At 47.4% G+C, this 17,918-nt stretch carries 9 protein-coding genes and 1 pseudogene; 9 read left to right on the top strand and 1 reads right to left on the bottom strand.

Going from position 1 to position 17,918, the window contains the following annotated elements; translation table 11 throughout:
- Positions 1-67 precede the first annotated feature (67 nt).
- The 8 genes from ACKTT9_RS28105 (at position 68) to ACKTT9_RS28070 (ending at position 14,902) form a co-directional block, all read left to right on the top strand.
- A complete protein-coding gene (locus ACKTT9_RS28105) occupies positions 68-3,217 on the top strand; it encodes an alpha-mannosidase (RefSeq protein ID WP_407868514.1) in 3,150 nt (1,049 codons plus the stop codon).
- 230 nt (positions 3,218-3,447) lie between these two features.
- Positions 3,448-4,341, top strand: a complete 894-nt coding sequence (locus ACKTT9_RS28100) for a carbohydrate ABC transporter permease (protein WP_407868513.1) — start codon at positions 3,448-3,450, stop codon at positions 4,339-4,341.
- Between the two features lie 16 nt (positions 4,342-4,357).
- On the top strand, positions 4,358-5,221 hold the full coding sequence (locus ACKTT9_RS28095) for a carbohydrate ABC transporter permease (protein WP_407868512.1): 864 nt from the start codon (positions 4,358-4,360) through the stop codon (positions 5,219-5,221).
- A 150-nt stretch (positions 5,222-5,371) separates the two neighbouring features.
- Positions 5,372-6,778 (top strand): ABC transporter substrate-binding protein, encoded by a 1,407-nt coding sequence (locus ACKTT9_RS28090; protein WP_157317360.1) that lies wholly within the window; start codon positions 5,372-5,374, stop codon positions 6,776-6,778.
- A 92-nt stretch (positions 6,779-6,870) separates the two neighbouring features.
- Positions 6,871-8,622, top strand: a complete 1,752-nt coding sequence (locus tag ACKTT9_RS28085; protein ID WP_407868511.1) for a sensor histidine kinase — start codon at positions 6,871-6,873, stop codon at positions 8,620-8,622.
- Positions 8,623-8,629: 7 nt separating this feature from the next.
- Entirely contained in the window at positions 8,630-10,240 is a 1,611-nt protein-coding gene (locus ACKTT9_RS28080; protein WP_407868510.1) for a response regulator, read from the top strand.
- Between the two features lie 26 nt (positions 10,241-10,266).
- Positions 10,267-13,371, top strand: coding sequence for a glycoside hydrolase family 2 TIM barrel-domain containing protein (locus tag ACKTT9_RS28075; RefSeq protein WP_407868509.1), 3,105 nt, complete (start codon positions 10,267-10,269; stop codon positions 13,369-13,371).
- 19 nt (positions 13,372-13,390) lie between these two features.
- Positions 13,391-14,902, top strand: a complete 1,512-nt coding sequence (locus tag ACKTT9_RS28070; protein WP_407868508.1) for an alpha-N-arabinofuranosidase — start codon at positions 13,391-13,393, stop codon at positions 14,900-14,902.
- A gap of 47 nt (positions 14,903-14,949) precedes the next feature.
- Here ACKTT9_RS28070 and ACKTT9_RS28065 read toward each other — a convergent pair whose 3' ends face one another.
- Positions 14,950-17,538, bottom strand: coding sequence for a heparinase II/III family protein (locus ACKTT9_RS28065; protein ID WP_407868507.1), 2,589 nt, complete (start codon positions 17,536-17,538; stop codon positions 14,950-14,952).
- A gap of 281 nt (positions 17,539-17,819) precedes the next feature.
- On the opposite strand from ACKTT9_RS28065, the pseudogene ACKTT9_RS28060 reads away from it, so the two are divergent.
- A pseudogene (locus tag ACKTT9_RS28060) lies at positions 17,820-17,918 on the top strand (DinB family protein); the annotation flags it as partial.

The following is a 17,918-nucleotide window of genomic DNA, read 5'->3' as shown; positions in this document are numbered from 1 at the left end:
CCATCCCTCTGGGATATAGACTTATATAAAACGGTGACACGATCACAGGTTTGAAGGGAGTATGTCAATGTTTTGGACTGTTGAGAAATTGCATGCGCGAATCCATGAACTGGAACCATTTCGCTACCGTGATGCGAGGGTGATCGATACTTTTCGAATGAAACACGATGCCGAAGGAGCGATTGGAGCTTATCCAACCGAAGACGGCGAGTGGGGGACTATTCAAATTGGAGATCGCTGGAAAGGGCGCGATGTCTACTACTGGTTAGCTGCGGACCCTGTTATCCCGGCCGAGTGGAAAGGAAAGAAGGTCATCGGCCGATTTAACTTAGGCCAAACGGGTGGAGGAACGAACAGCGGGTTTGAGTCGCTGCTTTTTCTGAACGGGGAGCCGTATCAGGGCGTGGACTCGAATCATGAGGAAGTATTTTTCGCTGAGGAACTGATAGGTTCCACGATCCAGCTTCGCTTCCGTTTGTGGTCTGGGCTAGGCGGCTATCAAAGCCACCTTGAGATGGAAAGCCGGCTGGAGATGGCAGCTTTGTGCTGGCTGGATGAAGCATGCGACGATCTGTTCTATACAGCCAAAGCTTTGCTGGAAACGATTCGCATTCTGGATGAGAATCGTCCGGAACGGCACCAGCTGCTGTCTATGCTGGATCAAGCTTTTCTTCTGCTGGATTGGTCAAGGCCGGGCAGCGATGCTTTTTACAATTCAGTTGCCAGCGCGCAGGAGCAGCTTCAAAATGCGTTGTCAGCGGTGCCCAAGCTGCACTCGGTTGTGGTTCAATGCATCGGGCACACGCATATCGATGTCGCATGGCTCTGGCGTTTGAAGCATACGCGGGAAAAAGCCGCAAGATCTTTTTCGACGGTGCTGCGATTAATGGAGCAGTACCCGGAGTACATTTTCCTACAAACACAGCCGCAACTGTATGAATACATCAAAACGGATTATCCGGAAATTTATGAACGCATTAAGGAACGTGTACAGGAAGGACGCTGGGAAGCAGGCGGTGCGATGTGGCTGGAGGCGGATTGCAACTTGGCTTCCGGGGAATCGCTTGTACGGCAGCTTCTGTATGGCACCCAATTTTTCCGTGATGAATTTGGTGTTGCTTGCAATTATTTGTGGTTGCCTGATGTTTTTGGATACAGCTGGGCCCTGCCGCAGATTTTGCGAAAGGCCGGTATTGAAACTTTCATGACGACGAAAATCAGTTGGAATCAATACAACCGGATGCCTCATGACACTTTTATGTGGAGGGGGATTGATGGTACCGAAATTTTGACTCATTTCATTACTACGCCTGATCCTGGCTCCAGTGAAGGAGCCTTCTACTATACGTACAACGGAAAAGTGACGCCATCCTCGGTACAAGGGATTTGGGACGCCTATCGTGATAAATCGCTCAATTCCTCTTTACTGTTGGCCTATGGATACGGCGATGGCGGGGGTGGCGTAAACCGTGAAATGCTGGAGATGAGGCGCAGACTGGATCAAATACCTGGTATTCCCGCGGTGAAAACGGGACGCGCCGATACGTATTTCAACGAGCTGCAGCAACAGGTATCGAACTCAAATTCCTATGTGCACACATGGGATGGTGAATTGTATCTGGAGCTGCATCGCGGCACCTACACCAGTCAAGCTTATAACAAGCTGATGAATCGAAAGCTGGAGCTTTTGTATAGAGAAACCGAATGGATGCAAGTTATGAGCAGCATATTAAATACCACCGCACATGCAGGGACTAGGGAAAGCTCGCTCCTTCTGTATGAAGGTTGGAAGATTATTTTACGCAACCAGTTCCATGATATCATCCCGGGTTCGTCGATTCGAGAGGTCTACGAGGACAGCAGGGTTGAATACGCTGAAGCGCGTGCCATTGGCGAGAAGGTGTGGGATCAATCCGTTTCCTATCTCACAGACGGCAAACAGGGGCGTGAAGTGGTGGTGTTCAACAGTTCGCCGTGGGAGCAAACAGATATCGTATGCTTGCCGCAAGGAGCATCTGCAGAAGAATGGTTAGATGCTCATCAACGTCCGCTTGAAGTGCAGCGGGTGGATGGGAAGATGTGGGTGAAGGTTGAGAACGTCCCATCGATGGGTTACACGGTGATTCGTCAGGCCGATCAAGCGGACACGTATATGCAAAAGGTTAAGGAGAATCCATTCCAAAAGCTGGATCAGGGGTTAATCACTCCTTTTTACGAAATTGAATGGGATGCTCATGGTCAGATCGAACGACTCTATGATCGCATAGAGAAGCGGGAAATCATCGCTGAGGGTCAACGAGGCAACCGATTTGAGGTGTTTGAAGACAAGCCGAAAGGTCGGCACGAGGCGTGGGATATTGACATTTTTTATACCGAGAAAAAACAGGAAATGACTTGTGTGACTCGGATGGAAGTGACGGACACCGGAGCTTTGGCTGCTATCGTTCGATTCGAATGGTCCTACATGGATTCAACCGTTGTACAAGATATGGTGCTCTACGCGCATAGCCGCAGAATAGATTTCAAAACGCATGTGAATTGGAATGAGCAGCGAAAACTGTTGAAGGTAGCATTTCCTGTGCGCATCCGGGCGACGGAAGCAACTTACGATATTCAATTCGGCAATGTAAAGCGGCCTACGCATTGGAATACGAGCTGGGATTACGCACGGTTCGAGACGGTTGGCCATCAGTGGGCTGATTTGTCCGAACGGGGGTATGGCGTCAGCCTCTTGAATGATTGCAAATACGGCTATGATATCAAAGATCATGTGATGAGACTCACGCTGATCAAGTCCGCGAAGGTTCCTGACCCTACGGCTGACCTTGGTGAGCATCACTTCACGTATTCCCTGCTTCCGCATGCCGGCGATTGGTACGATGGTCAAACGATGCAATCCGCATGGTCGCTTAACAATCCATTGACATCTGCGTCTGGCGCGCCTGAACAAGCATCGTTCAGCCTGTTCCAGCTTTCCTGCGATCATGTCATGATTGATGCAGTCAAACATGCTGAGGGCCAAAACGCGGTCATTCTACGCGTACACGAGTTCGCAGGTATAAGCGGGCAAGTGGACATTACGAGCGATGTCCGGATTGCGTCCTGGCAGGAATGTGATCTGCTCGAACGCCTGGAAGGCGAACAGCAGCATGACGCTCGAATAAGCGTTCAGATGAAGCCATATGAGATCAAGACATTTATGATCCATTTTAATTAGCATGTAGGCAAATGAGGCCGCGATTTTTTCGCGGTCTATTTGCTTTTGCCGTGCATCTGTGTGCATTTGCCATGTATCTGCCGCGTATGTACAGCAAATTTCCCGATGTCCTTTCCCTTGGAGGAAGACAGTTGATTTGTCACACGGACATAGTTGGATTACCACTCCCGCCTGTCAGCGCGGTTGTAATATGCTTAATCTACTAATTAAGTCTAAGGAGTAGATCACATATGCGCAAAAGGAACTCCCTTTTCAATTCCTATGTTTTTATTTTTCCAAGTCTGTTTTTAACTTTGGCGTTAGGCATCTATCCGCTTATATGGGCGTTTCGCTATATGTTTTACGATTATCAGGGATATGGCGAAGAGAAATTTATCGGTATCGACAATTTTGCAAGATTGCTGCGCGATACGGAATATTGGCATTCGGTATATAACACTATGATCTATGCAGGTGGCAAGCTGATTATCGTGCTGCCGCTTTCGCTGATCCTTGCCGTTATTTTGAACCGGGGGATCAAAGGGAAGGTACTGCTGCGCGCCGTGTATTTTATGCCGACGATTATAAGCACATCCGTTATGGCGATCGTATTTTTTACCATTTTTAACTCGTATAACGGACTACTTAACCAATTTTTGCTAAAATACGGCTTAATCTCCAAAGCGATTGATTGGCTGGGGCCGGATCACGCCATGTTAACGGTTATTATTATGGCCATATGGGGCGCGATCGGTAACTATATGCTCCTCTTCATTGCCGGATTGCAAGGGATTCCAGATGATTTATATGAGAGTGCTTCCATTGATGGAGCGAATGTGGTCCAAAAGTTTTGGTACATTACGATTCCGATGCTCGGACCTGTCTTGCAGATGATCGTTATGCTTGCCATTATCAACTCCCTCAAAGGGTATGAAAGTATTATGGTCATGACCGAGGGAGGACCTTTCGGCAAAACCGATGTCATGTATCTATATGTGTACAAGCTATTTTTCCCAGTCTCGGCTGTTTCTCCGACCGTCCAACAAATTGGCTACGGCAGCGCCGCCGGTTTCGTAACAGCCCTGATCGTCGGGTTGATTACCATTGTTTATTTCGCGATGTCCAAACGATTGAATCAGGATTAACAGAGGAGGGTATACAATGACTACTAGCACGAAATCAGGCGGTTACCTCGGCGGCCGCATTATCGGGCACAGCATCAAATGGATTTTTTTGACCGCAGTCGCCTTTTTCACGATATTCCCTATTATTATGGCAATGTTGGGCTCTGTAAAAACGAATGCTGAATTGACAACCGGTGCTACCCTATTACCGACTGTCTGGAAGTTTTCCAACTATGCAACAGCCTGGAAGCAGGCTAATTTCGCACAGTTTACGTGGAATAGCCTCTTTATCAGCGTAATCGTGACGATTGGCACGCTGCTCGTTGCAACCATGTCGGCTTATGCGGTGGACAGAACGAGGTTCCCGGGTAAAAAATTGTATGTAGCTCTGCAAGCGAGCACGATGTTTATCTCCATTGGCGCCGTGGTATTGATGCCGCAGTTCAATCTCATGGTTAAACTTGGTTTAAACAAGTCCCTTTGGGGTGTTATTCTCATTCTGATTAGTTCCCATGCGGTCATTTACTTTATGTTGATCGGTTTCTTTAAGGCTATACCGAAGGATTTGGACGAAGCGGCTTACATCGACGGCTGTAATTTCTTTACGGTGTATTGGCGAATTATTCTTCCGCTCTTGAGCCCTGCACTAGGCGTCACTGGACTGTTCACGTTCCGCGGCGCTTGGAATGAATATATCTTGCCGCTGGTCTTCACGATGACGAACCCGAAATTGCAAACACTGACGGTTGGGCTGGCTAATTTACGCTACGGCATTGGCGCCGCGGCCGAGGCACATCTGATGATGGCTGGAGCTTGTTTATCTTTCCTGCCCATTCTGGTCGTCTATATATTGGCGAATAAGTCATTTATTCAGGTGACGGCAGGAAGTGTAAAAGGATAATTGTTACAGAAACATACAAAAGAGTTATTTTCCCCCACCTGGAAAGTTGATTTGTCCTTCACGGTCAAAACGGATATAGCGTTATTATGAAAACAGTTACATGAGGCATGGTTCAGACATTTGAAAGAGAAAAACGGGAGGGTTAACAACATGAGTAAAAAAGTAGTAATGAGCGCAATGCTTGGCGTTACACTGGTAGCTTCACTTGCAGCATGCGGTGGACAAACCAATCAACCTACGAATAATAGTGGCAGCGCAAGCAGCGCACCTGCAGCAAGCGGGCAGAAGACGAAGCTTGCCTACTGGACGATTGACCGTCATGACGCTGACTATATGAAGGAAGTTATCAAAAAGTTCAATGAAACCAACAAGGACAACATTGAAGTTGAGATGACGGTTATGGCGGACAACTTTAACCAGTCGGTCGATATTGCTTTTGCAAGTAAACAAGCACCTGATATCTTTCGGACCAACGATTTCCCCGGCTTTGTGAAGAAAGGTTATCTATTGCCCCTGAACGATATGATGACAGAGGATATGAAGAAACGGTATAATAATCTACTTGTTGAAGATAGCAATATGGTCGACGGAAAAATTTATTCGCTTCCGAACACAGGGCAATATTGGAGATTAATCTATAACGTTGATCTTTTCAAAAAAGCAGGCATTACGGAACCGCCGAAAACGATTCAGGAAATGGTGGAAGACGCCAAGAAAATTACGGAAGCCGGCAAAGATATCGGAGCTTACGGTTTTGCGGAAAACTTCAAAAATCCAAGTTCTGCCTTCTCTCGGATTGCCAACCCTATCGGATCCTTCAGCGGAACGTCCGTGTTGGACGGCTATAATTACAAAACAGGTCAGTACGATTTTGCTGCTTATAAGCCTATTGTTGAGGCGCTTCGCCAAATGAAGCAGGACGGCAGTATGCTGCCTGGTGTTGAATCGCTTGACATTGATCCGCTTCGTGCCCAATTCGCAGCTGGAAAAATCGGTATGTATTTTAATCACTCGGGTGAACCTGCTGTGTATCAAAGCCAATTCCCGACCCAAATTAATTGGAGTGCGGCTCTGCCCCCAACGATTGACGGGAAACAGCAAGGAACTGTAGCGGTTGCCAATACGGGGAATTATATTGGAATTAACAAAGACACTCCTAACAAAGATAAAGCATGGAAATTCTTGGAGTACATCTATAATCTGGACTTCCAAAAGGCATATCACGAAAAAGGTCTTGGCATCTCGATTGTGCCGGATGTGAACGCCACTGCGAATAAGCCGGCTATGCCAGGTATTGAAGGTTTCTTGCCTACGAAGTTCGACGCTTTATATGCAACGACTCCGACCGGCGTAGCAGAAACCAAGGTGGAAGGAACAAAATTAGGGAACGTCATCATTAAATACATGCTTGAGGGCGGAGACTTGGACAAGCTTTTGAGCGATTTGAACACTCGCTATAATGCGGCATTGGACAAAGCGCGTGCGGCGGGAGAAACGAAGATGAAGGCGGATCCGAATTTTGATCCGGGCAAACTGCAGGGTAGTCTTGCCAAATAGGCGCAAAGTTTAATGGATACAATAGGTAAGGGGCGCGCGGCCTAAAGCAGCGCGTCTCTTCCTTATTATTGTGCGGAGAAGGGGGAAACAGCTTGAACAAATGGTATTATCGGCTTTCGCTCCGCCGGAGGTTATGGTTCTTGGTTCTGATATTGACTGTCGTCTCCATCGCAATAACAGGAATGATGTCGTACTGGATTGCCTTTCGATCAACAGAAAGTGAAGCCTTTATTTCCAGTCAAAATACACTCAATAAAACAGCGCGCGTGTTTGACGAGAAGCTTAGACACATCATTGTTACGACTTCTTCCATGATGCTCAGCGACCCCTTCAAGAACGCTATGGAAGATGTTGTTTCGAATCATTCGGCTTCCTATTATACGCGGTTATCATCTTTACAGACGCCTCTAGGGCAAATGAAACTCATAGAGCCTTCGATTCAGTCCATTTTGATTTACACACCTGTTGGCGAGATGTATGCCACGAATGATCTTCGTAACGGACAGATTCGTTTCAAAGATACGCTATTCTCCCAATATCTGAACACAACCGAACGTGTCGTATGGCTGGAAGATCACGAGGATCCGCTTTTTTCAGGAAAGTCGAGAGTGATTTCGTTGATCATGAAGCCCGTTACAGAAGCGGACGTTCGTGATGTATATGTTGTCGTTAACGTCAAGGAAGAGGCCATTAGCAAGGTTGTCACAGATGGTTTATTGGATCAAACCAAAAACTATTATCTCATATCAAACAAAGGTGAAACTGTTCTTCCGCTAAGCGGCAATACACCTCCCTTTCAAGGTGACTCTTCTTTTTTAGAGCAGCTGAAGAACCAGGATCGTGGATTTTTCAAGCATGAACTCGCTGGTAAAAAGTATTTGGTTAACTATTCGAGGCTGACACTGGCGGACAATTGGACGATGGTCAGCATACAGACGCAGTCGGATTTGCTTCATCAAGTGAATCGCATCAAAACAATCACCCTCTGGATCATGTTATGCTGCGCTATATTGGCTTTCGTGTTATCAAATGTTATCTCGAGCTTTCTCCTGAAGCCGCTCCACAAACTGCAAGGTTTAATGAAGAAAGTGGAACAAAATCAACTCGATGTGCGCTTCACCAGTAAATATGAAGATGAAGTGACGCAGGTCGGGCTGAAGTTTAACCGCATGCTGGAGGAAATTTCTTCGCTGATTGAGGACGTCAAGGAAGCCGAATATGAGAAACGCAAAATGGAGGTCAAAGCGCTTCAGGCGCAAATTGATCCGCACTTTTTGTATAACACATTGAACACGATCATTTGGAAGTCGGAAACGTCTCAAAACCGGGACGTCACGGAGATGATTACGTCACTGTCTCTCTTGTTCCAGTTTGGCTTGAACGGCGGGAATGAGATGACCACTTTAGCGAAAGAGATGGATCACGTAAGGCAATATTTAATACTTCAGCAAAAATGTTACGAGGACTTGTTCGAGTATGCGATTGAGCTGACGGATCAGACACTACGGGATGTTCCGGTTTTGAAAATTATTTTGCAACCATTGGTAGAAAACTCCATCTTGCATGGCTTTCAGAGTATGGATAGGATGGGGAACATTCGGATATCCATCTCCAAATCCGAGTCTCATCTCATTCTACTGGTGGAGGACAACGGTGCAGGTATGGACGTCCCATCCGTCGATGCGGATATGCGGAGCGAGCAGGCGTCGAAGAAAAGCTACGCGCTTCGCAATGTGTATGGGCGACTGCGGCTTTACTACGGCAATAAAGCAGATATTCGTCTGAGCAGCGAGCCTTATGTCTCCACCACGGTGCAACTAACTATCCCATTGACAGGCGAGTGATGAAGCAATGACGACTGAACTTAGAATGTGCGTAATCGACGATATCAAAACCGTCGTGCAGGGCATTGCCAATCAAATCGATTGGGCCTCTTACGGTGTTTGCATCTCGGGTACTGCGAGCAATGGCGAGCAGGGGATTGAACTGATCAAACAAACGGAGCCGCACATCGTGCTGACGGACATTCGAATGCCCAAAGTAGACGGGCTGGAGATGACCAGACAGATCCTGGCTTGGTTTCCACGAACGAAAATTGTCTTTTTAAGCGGCTATACCGATTTTGAGTACGCGCAGGAGGCTCTTCGCTTAGGTGCGTTCGATTATATTGTCAAACCGTATACTCCCCAGAAAATTATCGATGTTGTGTTGAAGGCGAAGCAGTCCATTGAAGAGGAAATTAATGAAACACAACGGTATCGGGAAATGGAAAGAAAGCTGCGGGAAAGCTTGCCATTTTTGCGGCAGGAATATTTTCAACTGCTGCTGCAGTTCCGGACGACCCCTGAACAGGCCCAAAAGCGTTGGGATTTTCTGAATATTGGACTTGAGCGAGAGCGTTTCATTGTGATGTTGACGGAAATCGATCAGTTCAGCGAGCAAACAGATACGCTGCCTGTTCAGGAGGTCGAGCTCATCCGGTTTACCGTTCACAATATTTTGGAGGAAAGCTTGAGGGAGCACACCAAAGGCTTCGTTTTTCGGGATCATACGAACCGATTTGTCGCAATATTCAATCCTTCGGATGCTTATCATGCAGACGTCATCGCGGAAAAATGCCGCGAAAATGTCAATAAATACTCCCGATATACGATATCGATTGGGCTTGGAGAAGAAGTGCAGGAGATCCATCAGATCTCGTATTCGTATTCCCAGGCGTTCGCGGCCATCTCCTATAATTTCTATACGGGAGGCAATACCGTTTACACGTATCGGGATTTGAGCCCGGTCCATCAAACGTTGCCCCGCTACTCTCCCGAGAAGGAGAAGGAGCTGTTTTACTGCTTGAGGTCGGGAAATTTGCAAAAAGCGTGCAGCCTTGTAGATGAACTGTTTGAGGAAGCCGTTCATGCCTCGACGCCTCCTGCTCCCGAGGTAGTGAAAGGAATGTGTGATGAGCTGGCTTTTCTAATCAATCGGGTCTTTTCTGAAAAGCTAACGCGCGATGAGATGGAAGGGATTGAACGTTATTTGTATTCCATCAAAAATCTCTCTTCCTATAAGCTGAAAGAACTTCAAGAAAACATTAAGGAATTGTGCAGACTCGGCTGCGAATTCATTCAGAAACGCCACGTTGAAGATGTGAATCAAGTAGTTGAGCAAGTCATTGCGCATATCCGGCAGAATGTCTCTTCAAACATGACCGTTAATGATTATGCCAAATTGGTTTATTTGAGCGGCAGTTATTTTGCTAATCTATTCAAAAAGGTGACGGGGATGACGGTTACCCAATTCGTAACGACGGAGCGGATGGAGCAGACAAAAGCGATGCTGCTTGAAGGAAAGCAGGTTCAAGAGATTGCTCAGGCTCTGGGGTATGAAGACAGGCGGCATTTCAGTGAATTGTTTAAGAAGCATACGGGTATGACTCCCTCAGAATTTAAACAGCTGTATATAAAATAAAAGTCTAGCAAAAAGAGGTGCTTGATATGCGTCAAAAATATTCCTATCTTCCTCCGAAGAACGGATATCCCGAGTGGAACAATAATCCGGAGATTTTCCAATTGAATCGAATGAAAGCTCATGCCACTTTAATGCCCTACGCTTCGATAGAAGAGGCGCTTAAAGGGGACAGAAGCGCATCCAGATCCATGGTTTCACTTAATGGCATGTGGCAATTCAGCTTTGCCGAAACCCCGGATCAGCGTATTAGGAATTTTTACGAAATGGGCTATGATACCAGCGGCTGGGATACGATTCAAGTTCCGGGGCATTGGCAGCTTCAAGGTTACGATTACCCGCAGTACACGAATGTTAGATATCCTTGGGAAGGCAAAGAGGATATTAAACCCCCTTTTGCACCGACGAAGTATAATCCTGTTGGCTCTTATACACAAACGTTTACAGTGCCAAGTGGATGGAAGGATCTACCTGTTTATATTAGTTTTCAAGGTGTGGAATCAGCCTTTTACGTCTGGGTGAACGGTGAATTGGTCGGGTACAGCGAAGACTCGTTTACTCCTGCGGAATTTGACCTGACCCCTTATGTGCATGAAGGTGAAAACAAATTGGCTGTAGAGGTCTATCGGTGGTGCGACGCCAGCTGGTTGGAGGATCAGGATTTCTGGCGGATGAGCGGGATTTTCCGCGATGTTTACTTGTACAGCACGCCGAGAGTGCATATTTACGATTTCAGTGCTGTAGCGGATTTGGACGACGAATATCGGCACGGCCTTTTGAACATAAAGGCAACGGTGACGAATGCGTTCAGTGAACATTTAGACAGGCACATGCTGGAAGTCAGCCTTTATGATCAGGATGGGAATCTTGTACAAGCATCTTTGTCCGCGGACGTAAGGTTGGACGGTGAGAATGAGCAGGAACTTCATCTTCGCACTATGCTTAATGACCCACTGAAGTGGACGGCCGAGACTCCGAATTTGTACTATTTGGTTCTATCGTTGAAAGATTCATCCGGGGATTTAGTTGAAGCGGTGAGCTGCCGCATCGGGTTCCGCAGATTTGAGTTGATCGATGGGCTGATGAAGATTAACGGCAAACGAATCGTGTTCAAGGGTGTAAACCGTCATGAGTTTAACTGCGATACAGGCCGCGCCATTAACTACGACGATATGGTTCGCGATATTCAGCTGATGAAAGCCTATAATATCAACGCTGTTCGTACTTCGCATTATCCGAATCATCCGCTTTGGTATGATCTATGTGATGAATATGGGCTGTATGTCATTGACGAAACCAACCTTGAGACGCATGGCAGCTGGTCCAATTTCCAAGAGGAGGAAGGCTGGACGGTCCCTGCGAGCAAACCGGAATGGACGGCAAATGTCATAGACCGAGCGAATTCTATGCTGCAGCGGGATAAAAATCATCCTTCGATCATCATCTGGTCACTGGGCAATGAATCTTGGGGCGGAGACAATTTTATTAAAATGCACGATTTCTTCCGGTCCAACGATCCAACTCGGTTGGTTCACTATGAAGGTGTCACGCGCTGCCGGAAATCTGACGCAGCTTCTGACATGGAAAGCCAAATGTATACACTTCCTAGTAAAGTGGAGGAGTATGCACTTACCAACCCTAAGAAACCTTTTATTCTATGTGAATATAGTCACGCGATGGGGAACTCGAATGGGAATCTCTTTAAATATAGCGAGCTTTTTGAGAAGTATCCCATTCTCCAAGGCGGCTTCATCTGGGACTGGATTGATCAAGCCATCCGCACGAAAACCTCAGAGGGTACCGAGTATCTGGCTTACGGAGGGGATTTCGGTGATACCCCTAATGATGGCACCTTTTGCGGGAATGGTCTTATTTTCGCAGATCGCAGTGTAACTCCTAAATTAGTTGAAGTGAAGAAATGCTATCAAAATGTGAAGTTTGAGATGATAGATTTGGAGCAATGCCGCATTCGTGTAAAGAACAACTTCCTGTTTACGAACTTAATCGATTATGATTTGAAATGGGAATTGGCGAAAAATGGTATAAGTGTGGATGAAGGGTACGTTTCGCTAGCAGTGGAAGCGGGTGACACGGCAGAGATTACACTTCCTATTGGGCTGCCAATGAACGTGAACGATGGTGAGGAGTGTACATTGATGGTTCAATTGCTAGAGAAGCAAGATAGAGCTTGGGCGGATGCCGGGCATGAGGTTGCATTCGAACAGTTTTTGCTGCCCGTTGTGACGCAGGCTGTGCCATCCCCTGAAGTTGGGGAGTTGCGTACGGAGGAGTCGGAGACGTCTTTTACAGCGTTTGGTTCCGATTTTAGCGTGACGTTCAGCAAGTTGACCGGAGATTTGAGTTCCTATTCGTATAAAGGCGTCGAGCTTATGAAAGAAGCTCCGAAGCCAAACTTTTGGCGTGCCAGTATCGACAATGATAAAGGCAATAAGCTCCCGGAACGAAGCAGGACTTGGAAGGAAGCCGGACAGGAGCGTAAGCTTCATGTCATGCATATACATTCCTACGCGGATAAGGTAGAAATAGCGGTTGAGTACATGTTGCCAACGACACACAGCACGTCTTGCAAACTGTTCTATGTCGTGAGAGGGGACGGCACGATTCAGCTGAGTGAGGAACTGCAGCCTGGTCCTAACCTGCCGGAAATTCCTGAGATCGGTATGCTGTTTCAGCTGGATGCCAGCTTTGAGAACCTGGCATGGTACGGCAGAGGCCCGCATGAAAATCATTGGGACCGTGCGGAGAGCGCAAGGTTGGGGATCTATCAAGGGAAAGTTGCCGACCAGTATGTGCCGTATCTGCGCCCTCAAGAGTGTGGGAACAAAACCGATGTAAGATGGGCTGAGCTGACCCGTGCCGATGGACTTGGCTTACGGATTGAAGGAGCCAGGGCTGTGGAGCTGAACGCGCTGCCTTACACACCGTCTGAGCTGGAAGCGCACGATCATATGTATAAGCTGCCTCCTAGTGACAAAATCGCGCTGCGAGTTAACTACCGGCAAATGGGGGTCGGCGGCGATGATAGTTGGATGTCGAAAACACATCCGGAGTTTACCCTTTATGCAAACCGCAGTTACGCATATAGCTTTTCTTTTAAAGGTATAACGCACTAATTGAATAGGGGGAAAGGCAATGACACTACAAGCATCGATGATTGTGGACAAAGACTTTATTCTCGATGAGGTTGATCCGCGGATTTATGGTTCTTTTATCGAACACTTAGGACGTGCGGTATATGGAGGCATTTATGAACCCTCCCATCCGACAGCAGATAAGCGCGGATTCCGCCGGGATGCCTTGGAAGTTATTCGGAGATTGCAGGTTCCGATTATTCGATACCCTGGCGGGAACTTCGTATCCGGCTACAACTGGGAGGACGGCGTTGGCCCCCAATCGGAGCGCAAACGAAAGCTGGAGCTGGCTTGGTGGACGACAGAAACCAATCAAGTTGGAACGAATGAATTCGCCGATTGGGCTAAGCTTGCGGGTACAGATGTCATGATGGCCGTTAATCTTGGCACGCGTGGTGCAGATGATGCGCGCAACCTGGTGGAATACTGCAACCACCCGTCTGGCTCCTATTGGAGCGACCTCCGAATATCCCATGGCTATAAGGAGCCTCACCGGTTCAAAACATGGTGCTTAGGCAACGAAATGGACGGCCCATGGCAAATTGGCGCAAAAACTGCGGTAGAATATGGCCGCTTGGCCAATGAAACGGCGAAAGTCATGAGATGGGTGGATCCAAATCTTGAGCTTGTCGCGTGCGGGAGCTCCAGCAGCGGCATGGCGACCTTCGCTGATTGGGAAGCTACGGTTATGGATCTGAGTTATGATCAAGTAGATTTTCTATCCTTGCATACGTATTACAACAATAACGAAAACAATTCGGAGAATTTTCTTGCCCGTTCACTGGAAATGGATCAATTCATCAGCACGGTTGCTTCCATCTGTGATTATGTCAAAGCCAAGAAGAGGAGTAAGAAGAAGTTATACCTTTCTTTGGACGAATGGAACGTATGGAATTCGATTGGCACCAGCCGTGCTACGGAGCGATGGCAGATTGCACCGGCCGAATTCGAGGACACTTACACCCTGGAGGATGCCCTTGCCGTCGGCTGTTTTCTGATCACCATGCTTAAGCATGCCGATCGGGTAAAAATGGCGTGTATGGCACAATTGATTAATGTCATCGCACCTATTATGACTGAGAACGGCGGGCCTGTCTGGCTGCAAACGACGTATTATCCTTATCTCCATGCATCTCTTTACGGCAGGGGAAAAGTGCTGCATCCTGTTATCCGGTCGCCGAAATACGACTCCAAAGACTATACAGATGTTCCGTATTTGGAAGCCATCAGTGTTTATAACGAGGAACAGAGTCAAATTACGGTTTTTGCTGTGAATCGTCATCTGAGCGAAACGCTTGATCTGGATATCAATCTTCGCAGCTTCCGTGAAGTTAGGTTAGTTGAGCATTTGGTGCTTGAACATGACGATCTGAAAGCAACCAATACCAAGCTTCATCCGGAAAATGTGATCCCTCATAATCAAGGAACTGCAAGAATGGAAGAAGGGCATGTTCAGGCTAGGCTATCTAAGAGCTCATGGAATGTGATTCGTTTGGACGTTATCAAGGAATAGATAATAAACAAGGTCAGTCGACGTAATGTCGATTGACCTTGTTTGTATTAGCCGTTTGTGAGAAGGATAGTAAGCCTGCCGGCTTCCACCTGAACGTGACACTCTCCGTTATGGTCGGGGGAGTAGGTTGTCTTGTCGTGCGGATTCAAAAGTGCTGCTCCAGCTTGGCAGTGGAATGTGTGCGGCTGTTCTGTCCCGTTCACAAACAAGTAGAACATGGTTTGTTCATCCCGGAGTATTTTGTACATCCGTATTTCAGAGCAATCGGCATCCGTTGGCAAAGATTGTATGACCATTGCGGATGCTTCGCGGGTTTTTGGATAGAGCAGAGTTAGATAATCTCGATTGCAATTAGAGCTGTTATCTCGGTCGGCATCATCACCGCCATCGCTGCTGCTAACACCGCCACCCTCACCGCCAAAATCGCTGCGAATTCGGAAGTGTTCCTGCACGGTTAGGGGATAGGCGCCGGATACGGCTCCGTGATCCTTAGATACTGAAATGCCGCTTGGCTCAATGAAAGTGACTTCCAATTTCATGTCATTTAAGCAATGGGCCGTGATCCGATTCTTCTCTATATCCGACAAGGTACTCATCGTATGCAGATTCCAGATGCTATTGTTCTCACTACGAATACGATCCCAAACCACATAAACATCAATGCCGGCTTTCACATAGGCAAAATGGCGATGGTAAGTTTCCGCATGGACATCTGGAATTTTGCTCCTAACATAATCGAGTTGATTCGAAAAGAAAACTTCCTCACAGAGGCTTTTCAGCGGGCCATTTTGTATGGTTCCTGCCTCGTCCATGAATTGAACCACGTTATGCGCATGTCCGTTTACATACCAGTGGCGGTCTCCATTGTAATATCCACCCGTTCCAGGGTCTAGCGTCAGTGGGGTACCGTTCGCCCATATGGAGAAATGGCCCTCATCGTGATGGGCATGATAGGTGAGCGGCGAAGATTCAAAAATGGCATAGTTCTCACGACCCCACACACTGGCATGTTGGCGTAAAATAATATAGCCCATCCCTGGATAGTGGACAGAAGTCAGCGCAGGAGCTTTTTGAGGAAGCTCTGGCTGTGGGTAGAGAAGTGCGAGCAGGGTACAGGGATAAGCACCCGTATCTCGGACCACGCCACCTCCATGCTGCCATCCCCACATCATTTCCCGACTAAGCGGTGAATCTATTGTGGCATAAAAGGGCGCTGCGTAAGCGAACATACGGAACCACTGGTCGTCAACCGTTGAATCGCCAACAGCAGGAGACAGCAGTTTAGGCTTCGAGTCCGGCCCGCCCTGAACGTTATCCTTCGGAGTCACCGTGTCGATTAAGAAGCGGTACATCTTTTTTACCTTGTCTCGTGACCAGTAGTCCACGCCCTTTAGTCGCTGCAGCAGCGTGAAAAATAGAAAGTACCTATGCAGCACAGCGCCATGGTAACGGATATTTTCAGGCCACGCGCCGTCTTGGTCTACGACATGTTCCAGCTGCCAATCGACGACAGCACAGGCATGGGCCAGATAGTCATCAGCGAGCTTCTCCTGAGGGAAAATGAGTGCGTAGATCCCAAGGCCAGTAGCGCGGTCCGCGTTCCAGTTGCTCCGTTTGCCTCCCTTTTCATCCGGAAACTGCTCCAGATTGAACCGATAATATGCGGTGTCCATCATCATTTCAGTAATATAGCGGAAGTTAGCATGGATGTCTGCGCTCTCATGTGGAAGTATGATGCCTGAGTCTGCAATCTGGTCGTATATGACCGATAACACCGCGATGCCTCGGCCTATATGAACGGCTCCGTAAGTATCATCCTCATGCCAGCCAGTCGCTTTGAAAATATCCATGCCTTGGCACATATCGGGCAGCATGTACAGCATCTTCCGTTTGGCCCGCTCTGCGTACTCCGTATTCCCAGTTACCATATAGACGTTTGCATCCGCTCCAGCTGTTTCCAGCAAGGCAGCCCAATTGGTCGGTGTTTTTCGGTTAAAGGAAGGCAAAGTATAGACCGCATCCACAGGCTGACCGGCAGCGTCCTGGAACTTCACTTCGATGGTTACACCGTCATCCGAGAAGTGTTGATCCAATCGAAGATTCGTCTGAATACTGTAGTGCTCCTTGGCATGCACAGGAATCGAATCTGTAATTGACAGACGCATGTGGTCGTTATTTGACAAGTTCTTCACGTGCAAGCACTGCCCTTGTCCGGGGGATTCGGAAGATTCAAGGGAAGTTGAGCTTGTAAAGGAGTACGGCGATGCTGCCCATCCTAATAAGCCGTGATCGAACCTGCCGTTTGCGAGCGGAATAGGCAGCCCTTTTTCCGAATGGGTAAGCTGTACTTGGTTGATCCAAACTTCTCCTTTTCCCCGAATATGTAAAGCGAACTTCAGATAGGCAGCGTTCTCCGGCGTTCGGAACACAAAAGGAACGGTTCGGAAAGCGCTTATCCGTTGAATAGGCAAGGACAATTCCTCATTGGCAAATGCATCCGACAACTTCCATTGCCGCTCATATTCCTGCCGCAGCTTAGGCTGCATGAGAATTCGATTGCGAATACCCTCTAACTGCTCCGCACCGTAGCAGGCGAAAGGACGATTGGCCGTCGCGATCTTAGATTGGTTTGTCATTTCAAGTACCCCCGAGTGGTTAATGCTTACTTATATAAACACTATATCACCTGCTTTTTTTTAGTGAGGGGGACAATCCATGTTAGGAAGGGGGGCAAATCAACTGAAATGATAACGTCAATTAAAAGCGCTGAACAAAATTATATCTTCACAAACGAACATATATTCGGTATTATGGAGATGGATTATTATTCCAAAATGAATTGGAGACTTCGAGATGATTAGCTTGGATAGAAGTACGATTCTTCTGTATAAAAAATTTACAGAGTGGACGAATACCTTGCCCGCATACAGGCACACCCTATTCTTTAATTTACATCATTCACGAATTTAATGATCATGACAAGCACCATAAAAATCAAATTTTAACGGTAATATAA

Origin of the sequence: Paenibacillus sp. P36 (assembly GCF_045866505.1) — a bacterium.
In the GTDB taxonomy this organism is placed as follows: Bacteria; Bacillota; Bacilli; order Paenibacillales; family NBRC-103111; genus Paenibacillus_E; species Paenibacillus_E chondroitinus.
The sequence above is the reverse complement of the archived record's forward strand: the minus strand, read 5'-3'. Positions and strand labels throughout refer to the sequence as shown.